A 26846-nucleotide genomic window follows, 5' to 3' on the forward strand; every position below is an offset into this window, starting at 1 on the left:
ATGCCGTAGAACACCGTCGGTCTGCTGCTGCGGATGGACTTATCGAGTTTCTTACCGGAGGCGAGTTCGTCGAGGACCGCATGCAGCACAGTCGTGGCGAGGTCATGGGCGTCGATGATGCTGCCGGTATCGGCGGCCACACCCCAGGGCGAGTTCGTCGGCGATCTCCTGCACGGCGCTCTCGGTCCGAAAGCGCCGTGCCCAGCGCTTGCGCCAGTCGGGCCGCTCCCACAGGGTGCCGAAGAACCGGCGTGCCAGGCGCTGTCGCAGCTCGGCCAGGCCGATCGACAGGTCGCTGTCACCGGAGTCGAGCTTCGCGGCCGCGCTCTCGGGCGAACGGTCGCGTTCCTGTACCCAGTCCTGGGCTACCGGACGTGCCCAGAGGCTGCGGCCACTGACAGCGGCTTGGGGTGGGGGCACTTCGCGCTGGTCGCGGGCGGTAGGCGCGCAGCATGGAGGCTGCGATGCCGCCGATCTTCGCCATCTCCGGCACGCCGATGAGCTGGTCGGCGGCGAGTTCGGGTGCGGACAGGCGTACCACGCACTGCGCCAGCGGCCGTGCGCTGCGAGCCGGCGCGCGGCCCACAGGACCAGGTGGTCGTTCCACAGGTCGGGGGCGGGGCGTCGAGGTCGAAGTTGGCTCGGAGGGCTTCGCTGCCGAGCGCCTCCAGGTCCTCGCCAACCGCGCGAGCGTGTCGTACATCGACGGCAAGGAGGCCTGATCACACTCCTGGCGAGCCAGGTAGAACACCGACATGGCCCGCCCAAGGGGGCGCACCGCTTACCACGGTCCCTATACGGCGTCCCGGCCCACACCGCAGTGACGCAGGCCGGGAGCAGCAGGCCGCAGAGGAACCCCAGGGCTAGCGTGGCCAGTTGTGGGGCCGTACAGCGGACCACACTTCCACCTGTACGGGCCCGCACGGCAGGATCCTCCTCATGAGACTTCTGGTCATGGGCGGGACGTGGTTCCTGGGCAAGCACATCGTGGAGGGGGCGCTGGCACGCGGGTGGGAGGTCACCACCTTCAACCGGGGGCGCTCCGGCCGGGACGCGGACGGCGTGTCAGCGGTGCATGGGGACCGGACGAACGGCGTCGACCTGGGGCGCCTCGCCGGGCACGGGCCGTTCGACGCCGTGATCGACACTTCAAGCTCTGAGCTGCCGCCCCGGGGTGTCCTGGCGGCCGCAACCGCGCTGCGCCCAGCCGCTCGCCGGTGGGTGCACATCTCGACCGTGTCCGTGTACGAGGGATGGCCGCACCAGTCGCTCGCCGACACATCTACGCTGCTCGAATGCCCGGCGGACGCCGACGAGTCGTACGGCTACACCGGGGAGGACGGCTCCCCCACCCGGTACGGGTTCCAGAAGGCCGGCGGGGAACGTGCGGTGACCGAAGTATTTGGCGATGCCGCGGTGTTGCTACGCCCGGGTGTGATCCTGGGGCCCGGGGAGTATGTGGGCCGGCTTCCGTGGTGGCTGGAGCGCGCCCAGCGGGGCGGCCGTATCCTCGCCCCGGCTCCGGCCGAGCAGCGCATTCAGCCGGTTGACGTGCGCGACGTCGCGCGGTTTGCCCTCGACCAGGCGGTCGGCTCGGCGAGCGGCGGGTTCAACGTCACTCATCCCGAGGGCATCATGTTCCGCGGGTTCCTTCAGGCGTGCCTGGCGGAAACGGGTGGTGCCGGTGCACCGGTCTGGGCCGATCCCGTGGTGCTGGCCGACCGGGGTGTGAAGCAGTGGACGGAGTTGCCTTTGTGGCGCACCCACGCTGGGGTGTGGGCTGTCGACTCCAGCCGGGCCGTGGCGGCCGGGCTCCGGTGCCGGCCGATCGCCGAGACAATCCGGGACACGTGGCGGTGGTGGGCTGCCGACGGGCGTCCCGTGGACCACCCGAGGTGGGCGGAGCACGGGATCGCTCCGGAGAAGGAAGCGAAGATCCTCGCCTCCTTGTAGGTCAGCCCTCGATCGCGAGAAGCCCGATGTGCGGGCCGATCCGGTGCGGCGGGGAGACCCGGTTGAAGTCCTCGATCCGTTCCGCCAACGCCTTGGCGACGTGGGCGCCGCGGTACTCGGGGCGGGCCAGGATCTGCCGGATCCGGGCGGTGCGCACGACGATGCCCGTCTGGCGGTGCTCCGCTGGCACGTCCCACACCGGGTGGAGTGCCTCGGCCGCGCCGTCCACGTCGTCGGCCAGGAGGCGGGCGTGCGCGAGGTCAGCGGCTGCGCCCGCCCGCACGTGGGCCGACTGCTCCTCGGCCGGCCGCTGCGCAATGAGTTCGAGAGCGCGCCGCGCATCGGACTCGGCCTGCGCGGCGTCGCCCATCAGCAGGGCCGTCGTGCTGGTAGACATCGCCAGCCGTTCCAAGGAGAAGCCGAACTCACCGCCCACCCCGTCGTGGAGCTCATCCCGGCGGCCCAGTCCGTCCTCCGCGGACAGATGGATTGCCTGCCGGGCCGCTTCTGCCTCACCGAGATAGGCGTGCGCCCGGGCCCGGATGGCATGGTGCCGCCGGTACGCCAAGTCCCCGAGACCTCCGTGTGCCAGGGCGCGGTGGGCCTTCGCAAGCGCTTCGGTCGGGTTGCCCGTGTGGTACGCGATGTAGGCCAGCGTGCCGTCGGCGTATGCCTGGAGAGGCGTGAACCGGGTTGCCTCGCCGAACACGGCGGCCGTGCGTGCCAGACTGCGGGCACTCGGGAAGTAGCCGAGATCGAAGGCAGCGACGGCCAGCAGCGCAGCCGCCTGCCCGTTCAGGATCATGAGCTCCTGTTGCTGGAAGGGCACCTGCGTTCGGTCCCGCTGGCGCTCGATCGCCGTGCGGAGCTTGTCGAGGGCTTCATAAGCCTGAGCTGGCGCCATCCGGTGGTACTGGCGTGCCGCGGCTTCCACCTGGTCACGCAGTTCGTCAATGGTGTTGTCGGAGACGGCCGCGGACGCGGTCGCGTCAGCGCCCTCAAGGGCTTCTTCTGCGGTCATTCGAACTCGCTCTTCCAGGTCATTCGCGGGTACCTGGGGATCGGCCAGCGCCGGCGGCTCAAACAGCTGTGCAGCCGTGTACTCGGGCCACATCGCTTCCAGAACCATGCAGGTCGGAGCGGCAGGCAACGTCTGTAACTTGCCGCCCGTCCACCGCCGGAACTGCGTCTCGCCGCATGTCGGGTTCGTGGTCCCGTTACCGAAGAGTCGCACACCAGTCTTGGTGAATCTCTCCTCGAACCGGCTGTAAGGGAGCCTGTCCCGATCACACAGCCATGCCAGCAGTGTCTTCGGCTCAGCTCTCATCCCGCCCCCAGTCTGCGGCGCCGTGCTCTGACGGCTGTACGGACCGATCCCTTCTCCCGAAAGGGGATACCGCCGCCGTTCGCCAGGGCAACCCGTCCGGTGCAGAAGCCAGTTCAAAGCTACCCGGAGGCCACCTTTGTCACCTGAAGGTGCTGGAGAAGCCACGTTGCAAGCCATGGTGAAGCCACGCAGCGCCGGTGAACCCTGATCCTCAACTTCGCAGAGAGTGCACAACCAAGCACAGAAACCAGGGAGTCACCAGTGAATCCCCCTATGCAGAGCCCCGCATCCGCGAAGGCGGCCACCGCGGAAGTCTTAACGTGGCCGCCGCCCAGAGCAACCGCCGACCAGCGCGTCGGCATGCACCCCGTCAGCGCCACCGTGTGCCTGGTGCCGCTGGAAGAGGCGGAGACGACGCCTCGCTACCAGTGGACCACCACACTGCTGGCGGACAGCGCGGCCGGCCGCAACGCCCGGCTACGGGTCCGCCCCCGGCTGACGGCCGCCCGCTGGAGAGGGCCGATCGACGTGGCGGCACAGATCACGGACCGGCTCGTGGACAACGCCGTCAGGTACGGCAAGCCGTTCGGCGACGGCCGCATCGGCCTGCGCCTGACAGTGCTCCCGAGGTCGGACGAGCTCCTCGTGGAAGTGGACGACGCCGAACCCGGCTTCCCTGCATTCGACACGGTGGCGGCCAGCCCTCCCGCTGGCCGGGGCCTGTGGTGGGTGATGGCCAACCGGGCCGGCCTGTCGTGGGCGCAGAAGCACGACAACGACGGCCAGGTCGTGGGCAAGACCGTCAGCGCACGGGTTCCTGTGACCTGGGAGGGGGAGCATGAGCTTCACCCGGCCCCGTGACCCGCTTGCCGCTCTCATGGGCACCCTATGGCTGGCCGGCCATCTCATCGCCCTGGCCCTGGTCGGCGTCCTGATCCACGACTCCGGCCAGGAACAGACTTCCGCGGCCGTGCCCGACACCCCGCTGGGTGAGCCTGACCTGCCGGTCGGTCCGGGCGCCGCATAGACGGGCGCCGGCCGTGAGCGCTTCCCCCGTCGCGCACGGCCGGCGCCTCCACTTCATCCCGTCACTGTGAGAGAGACATGGACGCACCAACACTCGTCACCTACAAGGGCCGCCCGGTCCCGTACGTCTCCGCGTGGAGCAGCGAGCGGGTCGACCTGCCGCAGCTCCGGGCCACTGCCGGCGGGCTCGTCGTGGAGGGCCAGCTTTGTGACGCAGCCGGGGTGTCGTGGAAGCCGTGGGGGAACGCGCTCGGAGTGGGAGAGCCCGACTACGGCGCCGTCCACCTGCCGCGGCAGCGGGAATGCATGCACAGCCTGCTGTGCCAGGTGTGCCGGCGCCCCGTGCAGCGAGACGGGCTCGGCTGGCCGTGGCTGTTGGAGGATCACCGCAGCGAGCCCGGGTGGCCAGAACGGGAGGTGACGACGCACCCGCCGGTGTGTGAGGCGTGCCAGCCTGTGTCGGCCATTCAGTGCGATCCGAACCGGGGCAGCTTTGTCTCGGTACGCGTCGGCCGGGTCTTGGTCGATGGCGTGTACGGCCAGCTGTACACGCCGGCCCCGCACCCCGCCCCGGCCGGGGGCGAGACGGTGCTGTTCGCCGGCGACCCGCGGCTGTTGTGGATGCTCGGCGGCCAAGTGGCCGCGACTCTCCTCGACGTCACGATCGTCGACATGTCCCAGCTGGGCACCCATGCCCCGGCGCCACGAGAAGTGGTACGCCGGTGACCGTGGCCGGCGCGCTGGCGCCTGCCGGTGTGAACGCCAACCTGATACGCCGCACGTGCAAGACGGTGCTGGGCGAGCAACGGGTAGGTCCCCCAGTCCTGGGTGAGGAGCAGCGCGCGCATCTGGCGGGAGTTCTGCGGGGGCAGGACCGGCTGGTCCTTGAGGATGTCCTGGCCCGAATCCCTGAAATGAGCGGCGAGACACGAGAGACCGCACTGCACGTCGTCCGCCGTGTGGGCGGAGTACTGACTGTCGGCTACGTCGAGGCGCGGGACGCGGATGGCCTGCTGGAGCTGGCGGTCCTGTCTCGCTCGCTCCTGTCCCTGTATGAGCTGCTGGGTAGCTGACGAAGCGCTCAGCCCCACAGACCCGCCGTGCGCATCCCGCGTGCGATGCGCGGCGGCCCGCAACTGCCAGGAAGCAGCCACCGCGCCGGAATCACCACCAAGTCATCTCGCGGTCGAAGGAGAATCGCGTGCCCGCTCTGACGGTGCCGGACATCGACGCTTTACGAATCGGTGTCCTCTGCGCAAGTGACTCCCCGAACGGCCGGGTTCAATCGCCTCGGGGCGAGCATGCGTCCAAGGCGCTCGCCTATGAGGGGCGCACCACTGAGCTGATCGACATTACTGAGACGCCGCCAGCTTCGGTGCCGGGGCGGATCGATGTGGATCTCCTCGGCCTGCACGAAGAGGACGGCAAGGTCCAGGCAGGTCACAGCAGACGTCCCACGCCTGGCACTCCCCACCACCGGGCGTGGGACACCAGCCCGGCGCGGGGACGCCGACTGCAGCACTCTCCTCCCCCCTACGAGAAACGCTGCAGCCGCCCCCGCGCCGGGCACCCACCACCTGGCCCGACATCAAGGAACCCCGGGAACGCCGTCTGGCCCGACTTTGTCACCCGGCTACTCGACCAGAGCAACGACCCCGGGAAATTTTCCCCAGATCGATCCCTCGCAGGTCGAGAGCCGGCTCTCCATGCTCGCGTCGAGAATCATCAGCGTCCCTCGACACGAGTCCTGCGGGGCCGGCGGTTCGTTCCTCGCCCACGGCTACGTGCATCTGCCGGTCCCGGTGCCGTCCGCAGCGGGCGCCCTGATCCCACCAGCGGCAGCGGGTGTGAGGGCACTCCCCGCCTGCTGGCGCGTCCCGCGAGCCCGCTCCGGCTCGCGGCAGCGTGTCTCCGCTGTCCCCGTGCTCCTGAGCTGCGCCCGACGTCCTTGAACTCCTCGACGCCTGCCTGGCGGCCGAGTCGCGTCCTTGCCGTCCTCTCCAAGGGAGGGTTTTCATGCCCCGCACCCTGCACCCGTTACGTTCCGACAAGATTGTCATTTTGGGAGCCGGGCCGTGTGGCCTGGCCTGCGCGGACGAACTGACGCGGCTCGGCCATCGCAACTGGACGCTGCTGGAGGCCGCCCCGGCGGCCGGTGGCCTCGCCGCCTCGGTGGTGGACCCGGTCGGATTCACCTGGGACCTGGGCGGGCACGTGGTCTTCTCCCACTTCGGCGAGTTCGACCGACTGCTGGCCACGCTGTTCGCCCCCAGCGAGTTGCTGCATCACGACCGCTCCTCCTACGTCCGCTTCCGCGACCGGTGGGTGCCTTACCCCTTCCAGCAGCACCTCCACCACCTTCCCGCCGAAGACGCCGAGGCATGCCTGCACGATCTCCTCGTTGCCTGCCAGCGGCGCGAACAGGGGCTGCCCGTCGACGCAGACTTCTCCACCTGGCTGCACGGGATGTACGGATCGGGCCTGGTGGAGCGGTTCTTCGGCCCGTACAACTCCAAGGTATGGGCCATGTCTCCTGAGCAGATGGCCTCTTCCTGGGTGGCCGAACGCCTCGCCCCGGTCAGCCCCGATGAGATCATGGCGGCGTTCTCAGGCGCTGCCCCGCCCGCACGCCGCTGGGGCCCCAACTCCACCTTCGTCTTCCCCGCCCGCGGTGGCACTGGAGAGATCTGGCGGCGACTGGCCGCCCGTCTCGACGACGGCCGTCTGCGAACCGGTGCCCGGGTCGTCATGGTGGACCCGGTGGCCCGGACCGTGACGCTCGCCGACGGTGAACGCGTGGGCTTCGACCATCTGGTGGCCACCGGCCCGCTGAACCGGATCGCCGCCATGACAGCGGGCGTCCCCGGCAGCGTTCAGGCAGCGGCCGCGCGGCTGCGGCACACCACGGTGGCTATGGTCGGCCTCGGCTACCGGGCGCCCACCATCGACGAGCGGTCCTGGCTGTACTTCCCGCAAGCGGACGTGCCGTTCTACCGGGCGACGAACTTCAGCAAGTACGCGCCTGCCAACGTTCCCGGCGCCGACACGAACACGTTCAGTGCGTGGATGACCGAGACGTCCATGCTCCCGCGGACCCGCCTGGACTTCCGTCGTTTGATCAGCACCTGCGACCAGTCCGTGCGGCGCCAGGGCCTGGTGCCCGAGCACGCACCGCTGGCCAGCGCTCACCTGGAGCTGATCGAGTACGCATACCCGGTGCCCACCGTGGACCGAGACGCGGCCCTGGCCGAGGTGGTGCCGTGGCTGGAGGCCCGCAGGATCTACCCGCGGGGCCGGTTCGGGACTTGGCGGTACGAGATCGGCAACATGGATCACGCGGTGAAGATGGGCCTCGACATCGCCCGCCGTCTGGTGAACGGCACTGTCGAGGGACTTCTCCCGCCGGCATCCGTCGCGGTCAACGGGTGCCGGGCATGAACGACCGCAGCAGCAACGCGGCGCTTCCCTTTGCCGGTCACCGCTTCCTCATCGGTACCGATGCCGCTTTCCGCCTCGACCAGGACGCCCACCTGATCAACTTTGCCCCCGAGACGGCCCCAGCCCCGCTGTGCGGGGAGCTCACGCACATTCGCGTCCACCACAGGGAAGACCTGTTCCGTGACCGCATGGCCCGCTTGGCGGGTGCGCGGTCGGTGCGGGTGGTGCCGTTCCGCGGCGAGCCGTACCGGTTCTCCCGGACCGGCCGGGTGTCCTGGTGGCGGCCCGAGACCGGCTCCCACCTGCCCAAAGATCACCTGTATGCCAAAGATGCGACGGGCCGGCTGCACGTCGTGCTGCATCCAGGGACCGGTCGCGGCGAGCGGTATGCCCTGCGGGTGATCCGCGAGGTTGTCCTGCGCTGCGCCGAGCACCGCGGCTGGGCTGTTTTTCACGCCGCAGCCGCCGCGGTCGACGACCGCGGGGTGCTGATCGCCGGGTCATCGGGGGCGGGCAAGACAACCGTGTTGACCGCGCTGGCCGCCCACCGTCGCGCCGATCTCATCGGATCCGACCGTGTACTGGTCACCGAGACGGCCGCGCGTCTGGTCGGGGTGCCGATCACGGTCCGGATCGCCGCAGGCACCCTGTCCGGGCTCACGCCGAGAAGCGGCCTGCCGCCCCACAGCGTCCTGCCGGCCGACTTCGGCACCGTCCGCAAGGCCGCGTGCACCCCGCACGCCTTCGCCCACGCCTTCGCCTCTCGCGTTCAGGAGACCGCCCCGCTGAGGCTCATCGTCCTTCCCCAACTCCATGACGACGAACGAGAGGTGAGCATCGCCTTCCCTCGTTCGGCCGCCGCCCGCGACGCCCTCGCGGCAGTGTGCTGCACCCCCAACGATGAGGACTGGCTCCGCCCGTGGTTCGCCGACCGCACCCGTCCCCCGGCAGAACTGGCTCGCCAGGCCGCCGGCCTCATGGACGCCATGGTCGCCCGGGGGCCGGTGATGACGGTGACGGCCGGGGTGCACACCCCGCATCTGCTGGAGCGGATCGCCGAAGCCATCGCCCGGAGGCTCACATGACACCCCAGCGCATCACGCTGGTCGGGCCGGTAGCCTCCGGCAAGTCCACCCTCGCCGCCGCCATCGCCGCCCACACCGGCCTACCTCACCTCGACCTGGACGAGCTGTTCTGGGGACCGGCCTGGACCCCTGTCCCCGCCGACCTCTTCCACACCCGCCTCCGCGACGCCCTGGCCGCGGACGCCTGGATAGCGGACGGCAACTACAGCGGCGAGGCCAGCACCCTGCTGGCCCGCGCCGAAGTCGCCATCTGGCTCGACCTGCCCCTGCGAATCTGCCTGCCCCGGCTGATCCGCCGCTCCATACAACGGGCCGGAGCCCGGCAGGAGCTGTTCGCCGGAAACCGGGAGACCTTCTCTCACTTGCTCGCCCGCGACTCGATCCTGTGGTGGGGCCCGGCCCGCCACCACCAGCACCGCCGCCACTGGGCACGCCGCCTCCACCCCCAGCGAGCCGACGGTCTGCCCGTGGTCCACCTCGACCATCCCGCCACCATCACACCCCACCTGCGGTCCCTCGGTCTTCTCGCCCCCAAGGAGGCATGACGCCGTGCTCGCCTCGGTCGTCCGCGTTCCCTGGCACACCCCCCACGGCGGCTACGACCGCCTCTTGGACCATCTTCCCGAAGTCCGCCCCCTCCCCGGACCCGTCAGCCCGCTCACTGCACGGGTCGTCCGACGGGCTCACCCCACGCTCGCCCGGCACTGCCCGCTGCCGTTCTACCCGGCCGAGCACTTCGCCACCGACCTGCGCCTGTTGACCTCGCGCGAGGCGGCCCACGTGCTCTACGGGGAGGAGCAATACTGGTTCTCCCGCCGCCGGCCAGGCCCGACCGTCGTGACCTACCACCAGCCGCCCGCCCGCCTCAAGCAGCTTCTGCCGCCCGGCACATGGCGGAAGCTGGCGCCGACCGCCGCCCGCATCATCGTCCTCGCCCCCCACCAGCAGGCGTTCTTCACCGGCCTGATGCCCGCCGAACGCATCCATCTGGTGCCGCACGGCATCGACACCACCACCTTCACCCCCGCAGGCCAGCCCGCCACCGACCGGCCACTGGTGCTGACGGTCGGCTGGTGGCTGCGGGACTGGACGGTCCTGGACACGGTGCACGCGCAACTTCACCGCCGCTACGGCGACGCCATCGAGCTCCTCGTCGTCACCCGAAAGGCCCGCACCCGGCCCTGGCACCCCGCCGCCCGCGTTCTGGAAGGCGTCAGCGAACAGACCCTCATCGGCCTGTACCGGCGAGCCGCCGTGATGCTGCTGCCGCTTGAGGACGCCACCGCCAACAACGCGCTGCTGGAGGCTCTGGCCTGCGGCACCCCGGTGGTCGCCACCGACATCGGCGGGATCCGCCACTACACGGGCCCCAGCCAGGCAGCCCAGCTCACCCCGCCCGGCGACGCCGGCGCATCGGCCGATGCGGTCGAGAAGATCCTCGCCGAGACCGGCACCGCCGCACACGCGATACGGCGGGCACTCGCCCGCGAACGCGCCGAGCTGTTCGCCTGGCCCCTGATCGCCGACCGGATGCGGGACGTCTACCAGCTGCTGGAGCAGCGGTGAAGGCCGCCGAGGCATGGCTGCACACGGCGGTGCCTGTGCTGCTGACTCTGTTGCTGGCCCGCGCTGTGTGGGCCCTGGCCGCGGTGGAGGTGTGCGCGCGATGGTTATGGACCTCTGGTCACCGCGTGCCTGCCGAGCCGGCTCAGGCGCCGTGGATGGTGGTACTGCTGCCGATGCTGCGCGAGCAGGCCATTGCACAGCAGACGATGGCCGCGTTCACCGCGCTGGACTACCCGTGCGGGCGGGCCGCCGTCGTGGTCATCACCACTGAGCGGGAAACCTCCGCCCGCACCCGCCACCGGAGCCGGCTCGCCGATCTCGTGACAGAATCCCCGCTTGCGGCCGGACAGCTGCGGGGCCTGTTCCCGGCCGCCCGCTGCGACGAAGTCGCCGATACGGTCAACACCGCACCGCCCGCGGACCGGCTCTGGGTACTGACCGAGCTGTTCAACGCCGAGCCGACCACCGCCGAGGTCGTCTCGGCAATCGCCGCCCAAAGACTCGGGCGGCTGCCGCCGGTGCATCTGCACCAGCCCGACGTCGGCGGACGCAAAGCAGGACAGCTCAACTTTGCCCTCGACCACTTCCCCACAATCCTCGGTCCGCTGGGCTGGAGCGAGGACGAGCACGGGCACGACACGTACGCGGTCGTCTACGACGCCGATGCGGTCCCTGACCGCCGCACCCTCCAGGCGTTCGCCGCCGCAGCCACCACCCACCGAGCGCACACTGGCACAACCCCCGCATTGATCCAGCAGCAGCGGCTGCCGCTGCTGGCCCGCCGCCCCTTCCCCACCGGCCCGGTCGGGCTGCTGCTGGCCGGGGAATGGGTGTACCAACTGCGGCGCTCGCTGGGCATCGAACTCGCCCGCATCCGCCTGCACCGCTTTCTGGCCACCTCCCGGCTGCCCGAAGCCGTACGCATGTGGTTGCGGCCGATGGTGTACGCCGTGGGCTGCGGCATGGCCGTCCACCTTCCCGCCGTCCGCGCGCTCGCCGGGTTTCCCGAGCCGATGGAAGACCTTGGCACCGGGCACCGGCTCTCCCTGCTCGGCGCCGATCTCACCGCCTCCACCGTCGCCGTCCTGGACGAGCCCTACACCGAACCGTCAGGGCTGACGAACCTGCACGCGCTCGCCTTCACCGCCTCCGCCCGCCCCGACCGCCACGCGGCAGCCGTCGCCCACCTGCCCGCCGCCATCTCCTGCCCGGCCAAGGCCGTGCTGGTGGCCAGGGAATGGGCGGACGAGGCCGTCTGGCTGATCGGCGCCCCACTGATCGGCGCCGCCGTCGTCTCCGCCTGGTGGGCCGGTCCGGCTTGGACCGCCGTCGCAGCAGCCGGGGTGCTGCTGCACGGTCCGGTCATCACCACCCGCCTGCTTGCCTGGGCATCCGTTCTGCATTCCGCTGTCGCCCCACCGCCGTGCCTTGGCCCCCTGCCCCGGACCGAGCCCCACCACCCGGCCGCTCTGATCGCGGCAAGCCCGCTCCAGCCGTTCATACGACTGGTTGGCCCCTGGCGGCTGATCGGGGCGAAGGCCACCGGACGACATCGCAGCTTCGGCAAGACTGAACGCTGACCATTCGTCATCCGCCGACCGGAACCGAAGAAGTGGGAGTCCACCGTGGCCGATCCCGTCACCCCGACCATCCGCACCTGTGCCAAGGCCGTCGTCGTCCACGACGGCCACGTCCTGCTGCAGCGGGCCGACTGGGAAGGCCAGGACTGCTACTTCCTGCCCGGCGGCGGCCAGCACCCCGGCGAACCGCTCGACGAAACCGCCCGCCGCGAAGTCCACGAGGAGACCGGCCTGACCATCACCGTCGAGAAGATGCTGTGGCTGCGCGAGTACATCGGCGCCCACCACGAACACGCCGACACCGAAGCCGGCACCCACCGCATCGAAGCGATCTTCCACTGCATCCCCGAAAGCGACCCCACCCGTCTCGGCGGACACGCCCACGACGACGCGCAAACCGGCCTGGAATGGGTGGAACTGGAGAAGGTGCCCGGCCTGAACCTCCTGCCCCACGCCCTGCGGCAGCCGATCGCAGCCCTCGCCACCGGACAGCCCTCACCCGGCTACCTCGGCGACGTCGACTGAACACCGTGGCGGTCACAGACGGCCGGGTCCCCCACGGTGCCCGGGAAATCACCACCGGACAGGCCAACCGCGTCTGGCACATCGACGGCCCAGCACCGTACGTGCTCAAGCACTACGGCGACCCGGCCCGCGCCGCCAACGAGGCCGCCGCCCTCACCCTCCTCGCCCAGCACCGCGCCCCGGCTCCCAGGCTCCTGGGCGCCGACACGGCAGCACAGCCGCCGTGGACCGCACAGAGCGCGGTCCACGCCGAACCCGTCCCCGCCGACCAGATCCTCCACGAACTCGCCACCCCTTTGAACGTCGTCCACCACATCCCCGGCGCCCACGCCGGAAGGCTCGCCGGAGCCCGGCACCACCGCACCTGGCGCCACTACCTCCACCACCGGCTCGACACCTACAGCACCGCCGCCCCCGACCTCACCCACCTTGCGGCAGCACTCCGCCACGAACTCGACACCGTGGCAGTCGACATCAAGCCCCGTCTGCTGCACCACGACCTCCAGCCGGGCCACCTCGTCCGCCCGCACCACGGCACTTTGCTGCTGCTGGACTGGGAACTCGCCGCCTTCGGCGACCCGCTGTCCGACCTCGCCCGCCTCGCCGTCCGCCTCGACCTCCCCCACCCCACCAGCATCCTCCACCTCACCCACCAGCCGACCGCAGAATCCACACGCCGTATCCACCTGTACTGGCGCATCCACCACCTCGCCGACGCCGCCCTCAGCACCGACCCCGCCGTACGGCAACGCGCCCGCAGACACCTCTCCTGACAGCAAGCACCCACCAGGCACCCCCAACCACACGCACCTTCCCCCGCATCCGGCGGGGACCACTACGGCGTCGTGGCCGGCCATAAGGGTGTCCACCAAGGCGCGGTCGCAGATGTCGCCGAGGACGAATGCGAGTCTCGGGCTGAGGAAGGCCTCCCCAAGGTTTCGACCTTTCCCCAGTCGCCGTTGCCCGGGCCGCCAACCGCAGCCCCCTCTTCGGCCTGTCCGCCGAACGCACCGCCTTCCACGTCGCCGGCCTGGAGGACACCGGCCTGCCCGACGGCTGCGCCGATGGCATCGTGTGCGTGGACGCTCTCGGCGGCGCCACCGACCGCAATGCGGCGCTGCGTGAGCTCGGGCGTCCTCGCACCGGGCGGACGCCTGGTGATGACACGGGCCTCGCGGCTGGGCACTGCCCCCGCCTGGCTGGAACAGGCCCGCACCACGGGGTTCACGGTCGAGCACGTGGACGAGCGGCCCGCCGAGCCCGCCATGTGGAGACGGCTCTACCGCCTGTGGATCGCCCACGCCGACGAACTGCTGAGCGAGCTGGGCGAGGTCCAAGCGCGGAACATGCTGCGCGAGGCACACCAGGTACTGCCCACGCTGCCGGGCCGCCGCGCGGTCCTGCTGACCCTGCGGCACGACACGAAGCAGCCGGCCACGCCCGGCACGGCCGATAGCATGCCCGGGCTCAGCCGCCACTCTGACGAGAGGACCCCACAGTGACCCCGCACCGTTCCGCCCGTGCTGCGGTACTGTCGGCCGGGTCCTGGGGCACCGCCGTGGCCAAGATCATGGCCGACGCCGGCACCAGCGTCATCGTGCACGCCCGCCGGGATGAGATCGCCGACTCCATCAACACGGTGCACCGCAACCCCGGCTACTTCCCGGACGTCGAACTGCCCGCCGCCCTGACGGCGACGACCGATCCGGCCGCCGCACTCGCGGGCGCGGACTTCCTGGTGCTGTCCATCCCCGCGCAGAGTCTGCGAACCAACCTCGCCGCGTGGGCACCGCACATCGGACCCGCCACGGTGATCGTGTCGCTGATGAAGGGCATCGAGCAGCACAGCCACCTGCGGGCCAGTCAGATCATCACCGAGGTGACGGGCGTGAGCGCCGGCCGTGTCGCGGTGCTGTCCGGCCCGAACCTGGCACGCGAGATCATGGACGGCCAGCCCGCCGCCGCCACCATCGCCTGCACCGACGAGGACGCCGCCCACCGCTTCCAAAAAGCGTGCCACACCGGCTACTTCCGCCCCTACACGTCCACCGACGTGACCGGCTGCGAGCTGGGCGGCGCGGTGAAGAACGTCATCGCCCTCGCGGTGGGCATCGCCTCGGGCATGGGCCTGGGCGACAACGCGACGGCCCTGCTCATCACCCGCGGACTGGCGGAGACCACCCGGCTGGCCGTCGCCATGGGCGCCCATCCCGCCACCCTCGCCGGCCTGTCCGGCCTGGGCGACCTGGTGGCCACCTGCTCCTCACCGCTCTCCCGCAACCGCACCTTCGGCACCCACCTCGGCAGGGGACTGAGCGTCGAGGAAGCGACGGCCGCCACCCGGCAGACCACCGAAGGCGTCAAGTCCGCGCAGGCGATCCTCGCCCTCGCTCATACCCACGGCGTCGAAATGCCGATCACCGAGGTGATCTCCGCCCTGCTGCACGAGAAGGTCACCCTCGACGAGGCCGCCGCCGCGCTGATGCAGCGGCCCCCCAAGCCCGAGCGCTGACCCCCGGCCCGCCCGCGCGGGCCGCCCCACACCGTTACCCTCCACCCGGAGGTTCCTGTCCATGCACGCACCCGTGCTGCCCGCTGTCCAGATCGCCGTCACTCTCGGCCTGGTGGCGTGGATGATCACCGGCTTCACCTCCCTGCCCGGCCGCTGGCTGCGCTGGAAGATGTTCTGCCGGGCCACCTTCACCATCGTGACGCTCACCGGCACGACCAAGGACGGCCGCACCGAGCCCGTGAACGTCTACGACCACCTCTCCCCCGGGAGCTTCATCCTCGGCCCGCCCCAGCTCCAGACGATCCTCGACCATCTCGTCCGCAGCGGCCGCTACGAACGGATCGACGGACACGGCCGGGTCCTGTCCGCCCGCGGCGAGCGCACCGTGGAAGTCAGGTGCAGCCGTGTGGTTCTTTGACGCCGTCGCCTCCGGCTTCCAGCACCCCACCGACCCCGGCCGCCTCCAGTGGTTCCGGATCATCTTCGCCACCGTACTCACCGCACGGTTCGCCCTCGCCTTCGGCCAAGGCGGCTGAGACCGCCTCACCCCCGGCTCGCTCAGCGCCCACCTCGCCGAACAGCACCTCGGCCCCGCCCGGGCCCGCCTCCTGATCGCCCTCTACCGGCCCGCGCTGATCATCCGTACGGGCGCCGCCCTGGCCCTGGCCTGCGGCCTCGCGCCCCGCCTCGCCCTGCTGGCGGTGCTAGCCGGCACCGCGATCGACTCGTTCGCCCGCGCTCAACAACGGCTGTGGGCGTCCAACGCAAGTATTGACCAACCCGACGAGTGGACGCACACGTTGCATGCTGCAGCACAGGCCTGGGTGGAGCACCGAGGGTAGGCGGGAACCCCCCTCTCTCCGCCCCTGCGGGCTGTGCCCCTCGAGTCCCAAATCGAGGGGCACAGCCATGACGAGACCGACGAGGTCTGGGCCAGCCCGAGCGGTTCACCCCCACGTCGACAGCGACCACGCCGGGATCCGCGAGCGCGCCGTCACCAGCGCTGGATCACCCCCGCATCGGCGGGAACCACGCCCGTTCCTGAGGCGTCAGGCGAAGCAGGAACGGTTCACCCCCGCGTTCGCGGGGGTCTACCAACGTCTTCGTTGGACGTGCCCCACATGACCGTGCTCCCCACCGACGCGGGGGTGCCCCACAACGCAATGCGGTCGCCGGATACGGCCTTGTGTCTTCCTCGCCCACACAGGAATGGTCCGCCCGGCACGTTCGCCGCGACGGATCCGACACCGTCCTCCCCGCCAACGCGAGGGTGTTCCGTGGGTGGACATCACGTGCGTCTTCGACTCCACGTCCTCCCCGCCGACGCGGGGGTGTTCCGGCAACGCCGTTCAGGCTGAGGTATCCGCTCCCGTGGTCCCCGCCGGCGCGGGGGTGTTCCGGGTTCGAGTCCCGTCACGCGCCCTGAAGGATCGTCCTCCCTGCCAACGCGGGGGTGTTCCGATGGGGAAGGGGGTCGGTTTTGGGAAGGTGTAGCCCTCCCCGCCGACGCGGGGTGTTCCGCAGGAGATGGGCCGCGCCCTGATCGAGGCGCTGTGGTCCCCGCCAACGCGGGAGTGGTCCAATTGCAGACTGGGCCCTGATCATCACACCCGCATGGTCCCCCCCGCGACAGCGCGCCCCAGGAGGCTGGACGGCACGGGTGCGCTCCTGGGCACGCGTCAAGTGGGTCTGTCTGCCGCACGCAGCACCGAGCGCAGCGGCACACGCCGCTGACAACTGGCCCCCTGGCCCGAGCCGGGATGCCGGCCCGTACCAGCACGCCGCTGCCCACCTCGCGGGCCAGGGTGTCAGTGTCAAGTCTTCGTCGTTCATCGCCCCTCGCTGTCGTCGGGCTGGCTGTTGCCAACGGCCCTGCAAAAGCGTCTCCACCGCTCTTGTGCAGCTCTCTCACTGATGCGCAGGGCCGCAGCGATCTCCCCCCAGGGAGACCCGCGCTTGATCATTTCTGCGGTGATACGGATAGCCGTGTCCGTTCCTGACAGGTCCTGCCCTATGCAGATGCCTGGAGCTGCTCGTAGCAGAGCGCGCTCTGTCTGCCCTGAATCGGTTCCTGAGCTACTGCTGAGGCAGACCGAGCACCGGCTTTGTCCCTGGGCAGCCTCAGAGAGCCGGACACGTTGCACTGCCTGGCAGGCCAGACAGCGGACGGTCCACGGCGCGGCGAAGCTGCGGTACGGCTCAGCCGGATGAAAGCCGGCCGTCCGCACCATGTGAGCGGCTCGCTCTGGAGTAAGCCGCGTTGCCTCTCCCTGGGCGAACTGCGCCTCGAGATCGGCTACAGCCTGATGGGCCTGGGCTGCAGACGTTCGATGGTTGCGCCGTGCCCGTGCCCCTGCCTGCTCCCAGAGGAGCCGTTGGGGCAAGGGCACCTCGCACCCGATCAGAAACGCGTGGAGGCCCTCCTTGGACGCCGGCACCGCCATACGACGAAGGATGCGGTGCAGCGTGGACGTGGACAGCGGGACACAACCAGCGTGCTGACGCGCACGCTTGTGCATGAGTCGAATGGTGGGGCCGCCGTGTGTCGCATGCAGAGCGACCAAGGCGATGCCTAGATCTGCGAGGCTGTGCACCAGATGCGGGGGGAGTCCCGCCGGGAGCGGCGTGCCCTGCGCAGCCCGCCGATTTTGCCGGTAGGCCGCCTCCCACAGTCGGTCGACGTGATCGATGTCGAGACCGCAGGCATGTGCATACGCTCGGGCCACTTCCCGGCGGGGCAGGCGATCGCCGGACGCCGCGCGCTGAAGCGTCGTGGCACTGTAATCGCCTGCCCGGCTGGCGAGGTCTTTGTAGGTCAGCCCTTTGCGGCGGCGTCCTTGCCGTAGGTGGTCGGCAAGCGCAGCCAGTTCTCCTTTGTTGTCGAGGAGGGGCCTCTCCGGCCGTGCCACGCAATGGCCCCTCAGCGTTGGCTGCTCGGATCCAGCAGAGCCCGTACCGCACGGGTGAGACCGCGCAGCGGGCGGGTGCCGGCTGCCGTGATGAGGGCCACCGCGATCAGCCCCGCCCAGGACAGGATCTGCACGATCTGGTCCACCGGCATGCCGGTGAGTGCCAGGGATCCCGCAAGGATGAGAACGGTCACGATCACAGCGGCTTCGCCGCCGCCCAACCGCTTGGGCGCGAATGTGGGACTGGCCGGAGTGACACATGCGTGGTGGTGCTCAGACATCGAATTGCTCCGTCTGTTCGGGAGGTCCGGCGACGCATGCTGCAAGGCGCCGGTTCCGCTCCTGGCTCAAGTACGCGTTACGCTCAGTGCAGTTGGCCCTGTTCTGAGTGCACAGAATCGTGCCACCCCGGCTGCCCGTCCCACGCCGATCAACGCTATTCATGCGCGTCTGTACCGGCATCTGATAACAGCGACAACGAGTGGGCGCAGCTCATTTTCCGGGTGGGACAGAATGCATCAACTGCTGATCAGGCGTTCTTCCTGCGCAGGCGTACGGCGCTGGCGGTGCGCCCTCCCGCAGAAGGCAGGCACATCTCACCTTGTCCCACGCCTTCTTGTCGCTCAGGTGGCCAGCTGCAACGATGCGCAGCGCGCCACTGCGGCGCGCTCCCCGGGACTGCTCCTGGCTCGACAGGCTGGACAGGGAGAATTGGCATGATCACGTTGGCCCGTGAAACTGCCCCCGAGAGCCGGCACCGCCTCAGCGGGCCGGCTCTTCGTGGTGGTACAGACCATCCACAGGATGACGGCATCCCTTCGTCGTCCTCCGGGAGGCTGCACAGCGCCCCCTCCCCCGGCCGCGCTGGTCTTCCCACACCGCTGCTCTGGCACGATCGCAGGGGAAGGCCGGGCAGGTCGTCCTGCCGGACGGCGTCGAGCCATTCAGGCAGCCGGCGCACCGACGCTCGGTGAGCATGGCCGCGAAGACCGAACGTGGCGGGTCAGAGTGTCGCGCTCAAGGCGGTGAGTCCGCTCGCCTGCCATGTTGCTCCGCGCACCGGATCAGGGCCGCCGGCTTCCCTCGCCGCAGGAAAGGCATAGTCTCTGCTTACCGGCTCCCAGGGCTCGCCGCGAAGGCACACCTCAGCCCTCATCCGCAGGACTGCTACGACACGGCAGGACCGTAGTGGACTGGCAGACGCAGCGGCCGGGGGAAGCGTGTGCGCATCCGATGCCAGGCGTGGGTTGTCGGCCCGTACCTGCGAGGGCCTTGAAGGAGTGTGAGGATCATGTCTGACACCACGACCGAAACAAACGGGGTGACCTCCCAGTATGCGGCGCAGGTGGCCGGTGACCTGGAACGCAACCTCAAGGAGCGGGAACGCCTCGCCGGTGAGATCACTGTGTTGCAGAGCCGGTTGGACGCTCTGGAGAAGGACCGCACCGTGCTGCTGAACCTCCAGCAGGCCCTCGGCGCCGCCCCCTCCCCCACCGCAGCGGAGACCGAACCGGCAGCCAAGGCACCGGCCGCCCGTGGGAAGGCCGCAGCCGCGGCAGATACGGCCACGCCGGCGAAGTCCAAGAAGCCCGCAGCAGCCGGCAAGCCGGCAGACAGACAGAAGACGCCCCGCCGCTCCGCCGCGGAGCCGGCTCAGCCCTCGCTCGTCTCTCTGGTCCGCGAGTACCTGGCCGCCCAGAAGCAGCCGCTCTCCGCAGCCGACATCACCCAGGCACTGGCAGAACAGCATCCCCGGCGTGCCATCAAGACGACCGTCGTGCGCACCACCCTCGAAGGACTGGTGGCCAAGAGCCACGCCCAGCGCAGCAAGCAGGGCGCATCCGTCTACTACACCTCCCCCAGCACCCCGCCGCCCACCGAGAACCAGGCACAAGACCAGCCGGCCTGACCCCGGGCATCAAACGGACGGCCCCCTCCCATCCGGCGGCGGACCTCCCCGACCTGCGGCCGCGCCCGTACGCGGAGCGCCACCCCAGGAGATCGGTGACCGCGAGTCTCATCCCTGCGACGGCAAGGCCGTGGCATCGCTGGCATCGGGGTGGTCCAAGGCGTCGAACGCCTGCCGCAGCCGCCGGATCCTGCGCTCAAGGTGATCTGCCGTCACGCTTCTTGGAACGCCGTCCGACATCTCATCGAGCTCCCTGGTGATTGCCTCGACCGCCTCCTCGACGGCCGCCAGGCGCGCGGAGAGCTCTGCCAGCAGTCCGGTCGGGCTCCCGCCGGGACTGCCCTCCAGCTCAAGGCGCAGCAGTGCCGCCTGCTCCTGGAGCTGGACGTTCTTCATGTGCAGCTCGACGAAGACCGATACCTTCGCGCGCAGCACCCATGGGTCGAACGGCTTGGAGATGTAGTCGACCGCGCCCGCCGCATAGCCGCGGAACGTGCTGTGGGGGCCATGGTTAATGGCGGTGAGGAAGATGATCGGGATGTCCCGCGTTGCTTCGCGCCGCTTGATGTGCGCAGCGGTCTCGAATCCGTCCATGCCCGGCATCTGCACGTCCAGCAGAATGACCGCGAAGTCGTCCGCCAGCAGCGCTTTGAGGGCTTCTTCTCCTGACGATGCGCGTACCAGCGTCTGGTCGAGCGCGGACAGGATCGCCTCCAGGGCGAGCAGGTTCTCCGGCCGGTCATCGACGAGGAGGATCTTGGCTTTGGTGTTGAGGCCATGCGGCTGGGAACGGGGGTGCCGGCGCAGGTCGCCCGTCCGGCTCGGGGCCGCTTCTGTCTGCGCGGGCCGCTCCTCGTGCGGGGGCGGGCCGGCGGAGGTCACGTCGTGATCGGGAGGAGTCGTGTCGCGGAGACGCTGTTTGATCTGCTCCAGTCCGGCACGGGAGTTGAAGACGCCTTCCAGGGCCTGTCCGACGGCTGCTTCGGTGTCGTGCAGGGCCCTGTCGAGTGCGTCGTGCGGCGTGGTGGCGTCGTCAGTCATCGCTCGCCTCCCCGGTCGCGGTGAGAAGTCGGGCCCGGGCCTGGTGGATGAGGTTGCGTACAGTACTCGCGGAGACTCCCATGTCGGCGGCGGCCTCAGCGGTGGAACAGCCGGCGATGTGGACGAGGACGAGTGCCTGCCTCTGTCGTTCGCTCAGCTGCCCAACCGCCTCCATCATGCCCTGGTAGGTCTCTTTGAGCACGACATGGTCTTCGAGGAGGATGCGGCCGTCGGCGGGCTCGCTGTCGTCCAGGGAGACGTGGCGGGTGTGGTGGCGGCGAGCGAACAGTACGTGGCGGACGGCCGTTTTGATCAGCCATCCCTTCCAGTTGACGATCTCGTTGAGCTGGAGCCTGTGCATGTGTTCCCAGGCCTTGATGAACGCATGCTGGGTGGCGTCCCATCCGTCCGCGGCGCAGCCTGATGCGGCCAGTGTGGCCTTGCGCAGCACCACAGGATGAAAGGCCTCGTAGAGGTCCTCGACCTGTTTCTCCCATGCGGCCTCAGCCGGTTGCGGCTCAGTCGGGGGCTCGTCAGCTGCCGCGCTCATCGATGCTCCCGGCCCGGGGGAAGGTGATCTCCCACTCCGTTGTCGCCCTCCCCTGGCTGTCAACCGACTTGAACCGCACCTGGGTCCCGTCACGCCCTTGCTTGAGGACAGCCGTCACCGCAGTCCAGCGAGCACGCTCGCGCAGCCGGTACGCGACCGCACCCCCTATCGTGCCGAGCACCGGCAGCAGTGTGAAGACCACCAGCCACGCCTGCTCACCCATCCCGATCACTGCCCTCCGCATGACAACTGCGCACACCCGATGGAGCGTTGAGAGCCAGAAATCGTCTAGGTCGCGCAGTGCCGCACTCCGTTTCGACGCGGGCCCTTTCCTGTCCGGAGCGGCGGGGGTGCCTCAGCGACATGGGCCACAGCGCAACGCATCGGGCCGGTTGACCGTCCCCGCCCATGTGTGGTGGCGGAGAGGGCGGTCTCGCCTACGGCCGCCGGCGAAGGCCGTCCGGCTGCCCTCAAGAGCCTTCCGCTCTATGGGGGCTCTGTGAGTCGCGAGCCGTGCGCACGTCACAGCGCGCCCTGCGGGGTGTCACCGGCCGGCCAGGGTCGGATGCCGGCCGGGCTGCGTCCGGTCGCGGCCAGCGGGTGAGCAAGATAGCGATCGGTGACGGCCCACGCGCACCGAAGCGGATCTGCCTCCGCCCTGTGGGTGCAGGCAGATCCGCGGCCCGTCGGGGGCCGGGGAAGCAAGAGGGGCCCGGATCGTGTGGATCCGGGCGGCTCGGCGTCAAGGCCGCCCATGCCGGCTGCTCGGTCCTGTTCGACACCGCGAGCAACTGGATCGTCTCGCCTCGGCCCGCCAGGCGGGCCGACTGGAAGCGGAGCTGAAGAAGATCCACCGCTACAAGTTTTGATCATCATCGACGAGGTGGGCTACATCCCGTTCGACCAGGACACCGCGAACCTGTTCTTCCAGCTCATCGCGTCGCGCTACGAACAAGGCTTCGTGATGGTCACCTGGGACCTGCCCTTCGGGCGCTGGGGAGAGACCTCCTCCGACGACGTCGTCGCCGCCGCCGCGATCCGGCAGCACGTGCTGGAGATGCCCGCCCCGATCATCGCGGAGGCTCTGAGCTACCACCGGGTCACCACGGCCAAGCTGGCCTCCAAGGCTGGAGGCACCTGGAGCCGATACGCCTCTGGAGACCACTGGCGGTCACCACCAGGCTGGACGCCTAGGGGAACTGGTGACAGTTGAATACGAGAGCCCACCAGTACGCCAAGGCCGACTACGGAGGTGGGCGCCCCGTGCGGCCACAGCCGCACGAGGCTGCCAGGTGTTCTTCAGTTGAGTTGTGCCTCAACGGAAGACGGCGATGTTGCGGGCGACCCAGCCGTTGAAGGGGCGCGGGGCGCGGCCGAGGACTCGTTCCACGTCCGGACTGATCCGCAGTTCCGCCGGGTTCGGGGCGGAGATGATGTCGAGGGTGTCGTCGGCGAGTTCCACCGGCACGGACCGGGTCATCATGGCTTTGGCCTCGTCGCGGGTGAGTTCGTGGAACCGTACGGGCGAGCCGAGCGCGGCGGCGATCGCCTCCGCCTGCTGACGCGGCGTGATCACCTCTGGCCCGGTCAGCTCGTACACCCCGCCGGTGTGCCGGTCGTCCAGCAGGCAGGCCGCCGCGACCTCGGCGATGTCCGCCGGGTCGATGACCGGCACCCCTACGTCGCCGAAGGGCGCGGCGACCGTCCCTTGCGTGCGGACGGACTCCGCCCAGGCCAAGGCGTTGGAGGCGAAGCCGCCCGGTCGCAGGACGGCCCAGGCCAGGCCGGACTCCCGCAACGCGTCCTCCACCGCGCGCATCGCGACCCGCGACGGGCCGAGCGGCCTGGTCGCCACGCCCTGCGAGGACAGCAGGACGACTCGGCGGACCCCACTGGCCGCAGCCAGGCCGATGATGTCGGCCGGCCTGGCTTCGGGGGCGTGCAGGTCGCCGGACAGCAGGAGGAACAGCGCCTTCGCCCCGTCCAACACGGGTGTGAGGCTTGTCGGTTCGGCCAGGTCGGCCGCCACATGCCGGACTCCGTCCGGCATCGCCATCGCATGCCGCGACACTGCCGTCACCTGCTCGCCCGCCTCGGCTAAGGCTTGCGTCAAAGGTCGGCCCACATTCCCGGTAGCCCCGGTCACCACAATCATGTTCAGCTCCTGATCGGTCGTGTACTACGGCGATCGACGCTAGGAGTCAGGCTTACTTTTCGTAAGAGCATACCCAAAGGTAAGCTCCTGGCATGAGAGAAGGCGCGCAGCCCAGGCAAGCCGAGGTGGGCGGTCGGTATGAGGTGCTTCACACCGACTGTCCCGCGCGTGACATGGTCGACCACGTGACCAGCAGGTGGGGTATCTGGGTGCTGATCTCCTTGCGGAGCAACGACCTTCGGTTCTACGAGCTGCGCAACAGCATCCAGGGCATCAGCGAGAAGATGCTCGCTCAGACCCTGCGTGCGCTGGTCCAGGACGGCCTGATCCGGCGGGAGGTGGAGCCGACGACGCCGCCCCAGGTCACCTACGGACTGTCCGAGTTCGGCCAGGACGTCAGCGAGCCGCTGACGGACTTGTTCGACCGGATCACACAGCGGCTGTCGCCGCACAGCCCGGGATAGCGCGGTAGTGGCCGGCCTCGAAACCGGAGCCCAACGAGCGGGCCGCGCTCGACCAAGGGGTGACCGTACGGCGTGGCCAGGGCTGCGCCCCGCGCGTCACCGCCGCCGATACGCCCCGGCGGCCACACACGGTGACACCAGAACCGACTTAACGAGGAATACGCGACACCTCAACACGCGAGCCCACCAGTAAAGCGCCGCTTGCCGTTCGGTTGGGCGTCGATGGACGGGCAGTCGAACGGCAATGGAGGGATCTTCAGGCGGCTGCCGCGAGGGTGGCAGAAACTGCCCCTGGTGCGGCGGTGCTGCCGGGCCGCACGACGTGACATGAGGGTGATGAACGCCCGCTCGATCGCCCGGCCGACGATAGAGGACCTCGGTGCCTGCTGTCACGCGTCCGAGCCGCAGGGTTCCACTGTCTTGATCTGCGGTGGCCCGTCCGGGGTGACCGCGCCCGTGTCGCCGTCTGCGTCACCAACACCGCTTCTCCCCGCTGACTTGGTCAGGGTTCTCTCGGTACGGGACCACAACTGTCCCTTTCGGTCAATGAAGTGGAGGCTCTCGATGTCCCATCCCACGTCTGTCAGCGGCGACGTCGCGTCATCCCCCAACTCCGTGAGCTGCAACTTGGCTGGATCGAACACGATCTCGGAGCAAGGGTGCAAGCCCCTTTCGGCGAGGGTGTATGGCTCCCATGTCTCCTTGTCCTTCGTTACGCGCAGCGTGATCTGGATGAAGGACACAGCGTCGGGAGACCGGTTGACGACGTGAATCCGCTCGGTCCCGCCCCAGAAGGAGCCGTCCATCCAGTAGGTGACTCGGGCTGCTTGTTCGCGCTCTCTCTGCCCGCTGTCCTCTCGGGACTGTTCGAGCTGATCTTGGGCCACTTTGGCGCTGTAATACGTAGCGATACCGGTGAAAATAAGGCCACCGGCAGCAACAACGACGCCCATAGTGGTTCCCACATGCACCCAGGGAATGCGGCGCCACCACCTGAGCGATCCCTCTTCCCGCAGGCGAGCCCTGATTCGGTCGGGCCCAGACTGCTGTCGTGCGAGCCGCACTCGAACCCGCCGCTCTGAGTTGTCGGCCATGTCCCCCCTGGTGGTGTCGATAGTGCTACGCGAGTTGATTGCCCTCTCTGGACGCTATCGGCCTTACCGACACCTCAGTTCCTATCCCCGTGTTCCTGTTCCCCGAACGCGAGCATCAGGTAGGCAACCAGGCATCCCGCTGGTTCTTCCCCGGCTGCAGGGCAGGCCAGCCCGCCTCGACCACCTGTCCGCGCTCCTGGGCGAGATCGGCGTTCCGGTTGGCGCCGCCCGCAGTGCCGCCATCCAATAACAACTCCTTGACCTGCCCGCCCCGTCGTTGCGGACGCTCTCTGTTACCACAACAAGACCACCAGCCGCCCCCTCAAGGAGACCGGCGGGGACGTGGAGCCGATACGCCGCTGGTGATCACACACGGTCACCGTTGGGTTGGGTTCCCCGGAGAACTGGTGACAGTTGAATACGCGAGCCCACCAGTAGACCGGCCGAGGACGGACCGCGAATGGCCGGTGCAGAACGTCGCCTGTGGTCAGCCGGAGAACAGTCCGACAATTCTCTCAGCCAAAGCCAGCACTGCTGCTGCGCCTACCAGGGTCGCGCCCTGAACGACAGCAATCTTGATTCGCCGACTTGGGGTGGGTGGTGTGTCATCGGTCCGCTCCAGGTCCGCTGGCGCATCGGCATCCTGCCTTGTCACGCTCTGCGGTTCGTCTTCGTCCTCAGCCGGAGCAACCGGGTCGGTGCCACCCCGCCGGGTGGCCTCGTAAGCACGAAGGACAGCCTCAACGTCGCCGTGCAGCTCGGTGATCCTCCCGGCCGAATCGATCACCATTCCGCACTCCGGGCAGGTGGACCGTCGACGCCTGACAGCATAGCGACGCCCGCACCCGGGACAGCAGGGGGCTTCGGGATTCACCAGCGGTAGGGAACAAGCCGGGCAATGCACCTCCTGGTCACCACACGACCAACAGCCCACGCGCATGGTCGCGTCACCGCGGCTCCAGACGGGCCGCCGACCACGTCGGTTTGAGTCCTGCACCCACGCAGAGTCCCACAAGGAACGCCCGCTGATGCTGCCGTTCTCCGAGCTGGCGGAGATCCTCCCCGACGACGAACAGCGCCCGGAAGGCGACCTGCTGGCGGCCGTGGAGGAGAAGCTGCTCCTCGATGAGCTCGTCGCCGAGCGGCCCGAGCCGCAGCGCGGTTACGTGCGGGAGCGGCTCGCGGGCGGCACCGTCGAGGAGATCGCCGAGCAGGCGGGGCGGGGGCAAGTGCACGGTGTTCGAGGGGCTGACACGCGCGGCGGGCAGCATGCGCGAGCGCGTCGCGGAGATCGCCCGGTACGTGAGCCTGATGCTGACGGTGCTCGGCCTCATCAGGTGGGCCATCCCGGTGCTCATCGCCCTCCTGGCGCTGCTCGGGTTCTTCTGGGACACCCTGCCACCGGAGAGCGTCGCGCCGCTGAAGTCCATGTCGCCGTCGATGGTGACGCCGGTGAGGTCGAGGTCGCAGCGTCCACATACCCGCTCACGGATCCCCATGCCGCCTTCGGGCGTGGGGATCTCGCACTCTCCGTGTGATGCAGGTCACGTCGCGGTGTCAAACGAACTGCCCTCGCCCGGGACTGGAACCAGTGCGGCGGGCAGCGGGGAGGGCGCGGCTGGGCCGTACGGAGCCATCGGGAACGACCAAAGGACGACCAACGTGAAGAAGCGTCCGCTGATCCCTGGTCAGCGCGTCAGCATCCTGCCCCT

The 26846-nt window shown here is 69.5% G+C and carries 31 protein-coding genes and 1 pseudogene; 21 read left to right on the plus strand and 11 right to left on the minus strand.

Translation table 11 applies throughout. The features are described from left to right. Positions 1 to 102: 102 nt before the first annotated feature. The gene (locus IE275_RS42990; RefSeq protein WP_189718149.1) at positions 103 to 420 is read right to left on the minus strand and encodes a hypothetical protein; all 318 of its coding nucleotides are present in this window, start codon (positions 418 to 420) and stop codon (positions 103 to 105) included. 44 nt (positions 421 to 464) lie between these two features. Between IE275_RS42990 and IE275_RS42995 the strand changes: the two genes are divergently transcribed. Continuing rightward, positions 465 to 722, plus strand: a complete 258-nt coding sequence (locus IE275_RS42995; protein ID WP_189718150.1) for a hypothetical protein — start codon at positions 465 to 467, stop codon at positions 720 to 722. Positions 723 to 939: 217 nt separating this feature from the next. Then, positions 940 to 1953, plus strand: coding sequence for an NAD-dependent epimerase/dehydratase family protein (locus IE275_RS43000; protein ID WP_189718151.1), 1014 nt, complete (start codon positions 940 to 942; stop codon positions 1951 to 1953). A gap of 1 nt (position 1954) precedes the next feature. Here the strand turns inward: IE275_RS43000 and IE275_RS43005 are convergent, their stop codons facing one another. Beyond that, entirely contained in the window at positions 1955 to 3187 is a 1233-nt protein-coding gene (locus IE275_RS43005) for a DNA-binding protein (protein WP_189718152.1), read from the minus strand. A 453-nt stretch (positions 3188 to 3640) separates the two neighbouring features. Between IE275_RS43005 and IE275_RS43010 the strand changes: the two genes are divergently transcribed. The 16 genes and pseudogenes from IE275_RS43010 (at position 3641) to IE275_RS46980 (ending at position 15548) form a co-directional block, all read left to right on the plus strand. Continuing rightward, positions 3641 to 4141 (plus strand): ATP-binding protein, encoded by a 501-nt coding sequence (locus IE275_RS43010; protein ID WP_189718153.1) that lies wholly within the window; start codon positions 3641 to 3643, stop codon positions 4139 to 4141. Continuing rightward, complete coding sequence (locus tag IE275_RS43015; protein ID WP_189718154.1) at positions 4119 to 4307, plus strand: hypothetical protein; 189 nt, start codon at positions 4119 to 4121, stop codon at positions 4305 to 4307. The genes IE275_RS43010 and IE275_RS43015 overlap by 23 nt, the downstream gene beginning before the upstream one ends. A 77-nt stretch (positions 4308 to 4384) precedes the next feature. Further along, positions 4385 to 5032, plus strand: coding sequence for a hypothetical protein (locus tag IE275_RS43020; RefSeq protein ID WP_189718155.1), 648 nt, complete (start codon positions 4385 to 4387; stop codon positions 5030 to 5032). Between the two features lie 2 nt (positions 5033 to 5034). Further along, positions 5035 to 5379, plus strand: a complete 345-nt coding sequence (locus tag IE275_RS43025; protein ID WP_189718156.1) for a hypothetical protein — start codon at positions 5035 to 5037, stop codon at positions 5377 to 5379. Between the two features lie 943 nt (positions 5380 to 6322). Next, a complete protein-coding gene (locus tag IE275_RS43030; protein WP_189718157.1) occupies positions 6323 to 7744 on the plus strand; it encodes a protoporphyrinogen/coproporphyrinogen oxidase in 1422 nt (473 codons plus the stop codon). After that, positions 7741 to 8829 (plus strand): phosphoenolpyruvate carboxykinase (ATP), encoded by a 1089-nt coding sequence (locus IE275_RS43035; protein ID WP_189718158.1) that lies wholly within the window; start codon positions 7741 to 7743, stop codon positions 8827 to 8829. Before IE275_RS43030 ends, IE275_RS43035 begins: the two co-directional genes overlap by 4 nt. Then, a complete protein-coding gene (locus IE275_RS43040; RefSeq protein ID WP_189718159.1) occupies positions 8826 to 9374 on the plus strand; it encodes a P-loop NTPase family protein in 549 nt (182 codons plus the stop codon). The genes IE275_RS43035 and IE275_RS43040 overlap by 4 nt, the downstream gene beginning before the upstream one ends. A gap of 4 nt (positions 9375 to 9378) precedes the next feature. After that, positions 9379 to 10395, plus strand: coding sequence for a glycosyltransferase family 4 protein (locus IE275_RS43045; protein WP_189718160.1), 1017 nt, complete (start codon positions 9379 to 9381; stop codon positions 10393 to 10395). After that, complete coding sequence (locus IE275_RS43050; protein WP_189718161.1) at positions 10392 to 11975, plus strand: glycosyltransferase family protein; 1584 nt, start codon at positions 10392 to 10394, stop codon at positions 11973 to 11975. The genes IE275_RS43045 and IE275_RS43050 overlap by 4 nt, the downstream gene beginning before the upstream one ends. Positions 11976 to 12020: 45 nt before the next feature. After that, positions 12021 to 12500 carry an NUDIX domain-containing protein gene (locus IE275_RS43055; protein WP_189718162.1) on the plus strand — a complete coding sequence of 160 codons (480 nt, stop codon included), beginning with the start codon at positions 12021 to 12023 and terminating at the stop codon, positions 12498 to 12500. A 5-nt stretch (positions 12501 to 12505) separates the two neighbouring features. Continuing rightward, positions 12506 to 13273, plus strand: coding sequence for a phosphotransferase family protein (locus IE275_RS43060; RefSeq protein ID WP_189718163.1), 768 nt, complete (start codon positions 12506 to 12508; stop codon positions 13271 to 13273). Positions 13274 to 13494: 221 nt separating this feature from the next. Next, positions 13495 to 13575: pseudogene (locus IE275_RS47410) on the plus strand (hypothetical protein); the annotation flags it as partial. 46 nt (positions 13576 to 13621) lie between these two features. Then, positions 13622 to 14002, plus strand: a complete 381-nt coding sequence (locus IE275_RS43065; RefSeq protein ID WP_189718164.1) for a hypothetical protein — start codon at positions 13622 to 13624, stop codon at positions 14000 to 14002. Beyond that, a complete protein-coding gene (locus tag IE275_RS43070; protein ID WP_189718165.1) occupies positions 13999 to 15012 on the plus strand; it encodes an NAD(P)H-dependent glycerol-3-phosphate dehydrogenase in 1014 nt (337 codons plus the stop codon). Before IE275_RS43065 ends, IE275_RS43070 begins: the two co-directional genes overlap by 4 nt. Before the next feature lie 61 nt (positions 15013 to 15073). Further along, positions 15074 to 15430, plus strand: coding sequence for a hypothetical protein (locus IE275_RS43075; protein WP_189718166.1), 357 nt, complete (start codon positions 15074 to 15076; stop codon positions 15428 to 15430). Next, the gene (locus IE275_RS46980; RefSeq protein WP_268255360.1) at positions 15417 to 15548 is read left to right on the plus strand and encodes a hypothetical protein; all 132 of its coding nucleotides are present in this window, start codon (positions 15417 to 15419) and stop codon (positions 15546 to 15548) included. Before IE275_RS43075 ends, IE275_RS46980 begins: the two co-directional genes overlap by 14 nt. 1293 nt (positions 15549 to 16841) lie before the next feature. Here the strand turns inward: IE275_RS46980 and IE275_RS47415 are convergent. Next, positions 16842 to 17921 carry a helix-turn-helix domain-containing protein gene (locus tag IE275_RS47415; RefSeq protein ID WP_189718167.1) on the minus strand — a complete coding sequence of 360 codons (1080 nt, stop codon included), beginning with the start codon at positions 17919 to 17921 and terminating at the stop codon, positions 16842 to 16844. Between the two features lie 11 nt (positions 17922 to 17932). After that, complete coding sequence (locus IE275_RS43090; protein WP_189718168.1) at positions 17933 to 18115, minus strand: hypothetical protein; 183 nt, start codon at positions 18113 to 18115, stop codon at positions 17933 to 17935. A gap of 1097 nt (positions 18116 to 19212) precedes the next feature. On the opposite strand from IE275_RS43090, the gene IE275_RS43095 reads away from it, so the two are divergent. After that, positions 19213 to 19830 carry a hypothetical protein gene (locus tag IE275_RS43095; RefSeq protein WP_189718169.1) on the plus strand — a complete coding sequence of 206 codons (618 nt, stop codon included), beginning with the start codon at positions 19213 to 19215 and terminating at the stop codon, positions 19828 to 19830. A gap of 108 nt (positions 19831 to 19938) precedes the next feature. Here the strand turns inward: IE275_RS43095 and IE275_RS43100 are convergent, their stop codons facing one another. The 3 genes from IE275_RS43100 to IE275_RS43110 all read right to left on the minus strand — a co-directional run bounded on the left by IE275_RS43100 (position 19939) and on the right by IE275_RS43110 (position 21644). Further along, complete coding sequence (locus IE275_RS43100; RefSeq protein ID WP_189718178.1) at positions 19939 to 20637, minus strand: response regulator; 699 nt, start codon at positions 20635 to 20637, stop codon at positions 19939 to 19941. 226 nt (positions 20638 to 20863) lie between these two features. Continuing rightward, the gene (locus tag IE275_RS43105; RefSeq protein ID WP_189718170.1) at positions 20864 to 21421 is read right to left on the minus strand and encodes an RNA polymerase sigma factor; all 558 of its coding nucleotides are present in this window, start codon (positions 21419 to 21421) and stop codon (positions 20864 to 20866) included. Next, positions 21405 to 21644: a hypothetical protein gene (locus IE275_RS43110; RefSeq protein ID WP_189718171.1), complete on the minus strand. Its 240-nt coding sequence runs from the start codon at positions 21642 to 21644 to the stop codon at positions 21405 to 21407. The genes IE275_RS43105 and IE275_RS43110 overlap by 17 nt, the downstream gene beginning before the upstream one ends. A 642-nt stretch (positions 21645 to 22286) precedes the next feature. On the opposite strand from IE275_RS43110, the gene IE275_RS47160 reads away from it, so the two are divergent. After that, positions 22287 to 22634, plus strand: a complete 348-nt coding sequence (locus IE275_RS47160) for an ATP-binding protein (RefSeq protein WP_308435785.1) — start codon at positions 22287 to 22289, stop codon at positions 22632 to 22634. A gap of 102 nt (positions 22635 to 22736) precedes the next feature. On the opposite strand, the gene IE275_RS43120 is transcribed toward IE275_RS47160, so the two are convergent. Beyond that, positions 22737 to 23576 carry an SDR family oxidoreductase gene (locus tag IE275_RS43120; protein WP_189718172.1) on the minus strand — a complete coding sequence of 280 codons (840 nt, stop codon included), beginning with the start codon at positions 23574 to 23576 and terminating at the stop codon, positions 22737 to 22739. Between the two features lie 92 nt (positions 23577 to 23668). On the opposite strand from IE275_RS43120, the gene IE275_RS43125 reads away from it, so the two are divergent. Then, a complete protein-coding gene (locus IE275_RS43125; protein WP_189718173.1) occupies positions 23669 to 24040 on the plus strand; it encodes a winged helix-turn-helix transcriptional regulator in 372 nt (123 codons plus the stop codon). A gap of 389 nt (positions 24041 to 24429) precedes the next feature. On the opposite strand, the gene IE275_RS43130 is transcribed toward IE275_RS43125, so the two are convergent. The 3 genes from IE275_RS43130 to IE275_RS43140 form a co-directional block, all read right to left on the minus strand. Further along, positions 24430 to 24993, minus strand: a complete 564-nt coding sequence (locus IE275_RS43130) for a hypothetical protein (protein WP_189718174.1) — start codon at positions 24991 to 24993, stop codon at positions 24430 to 24432. Between the two features lie 628 nt (positions 24994 to 25621). Beyond that, the gene (locus IE275_RS43135; protein WP_189718175.1) at positions 25622 to 25924 is read right to left on the minus strand and encodes a hypothetical protein; all 303 of its coding nucleotides are present in this window, start codon (positions 25922 to 25924) and stop codon (positions 25622 to 25624) included. A 157-nt stretch (positions 25925 to 26081) separates the two neighbouring features. Next, complete coding sequence (locus IE275_RS43140; RefSeq protein WP_189718179.1) at positions 26082 to 26633, minus strand: hypothetical protein; 552 nt, start codon at positions 26631 to 26633, stop codon at positions 26082 to 26084. Positions 26634 to 26846: the final 213 nt, after the last annotated feature.

The organism is Streptomyces phaeofaciens, from assembly GCF_014648915.1.
Taxonomy (GTDB): domain Bacteria; phylum Actinomycetota; class Actinomycetes; order Streptomycetales; family Streptomycetaceae; genus Streptomyces; species Streptomyces phaeofaciens.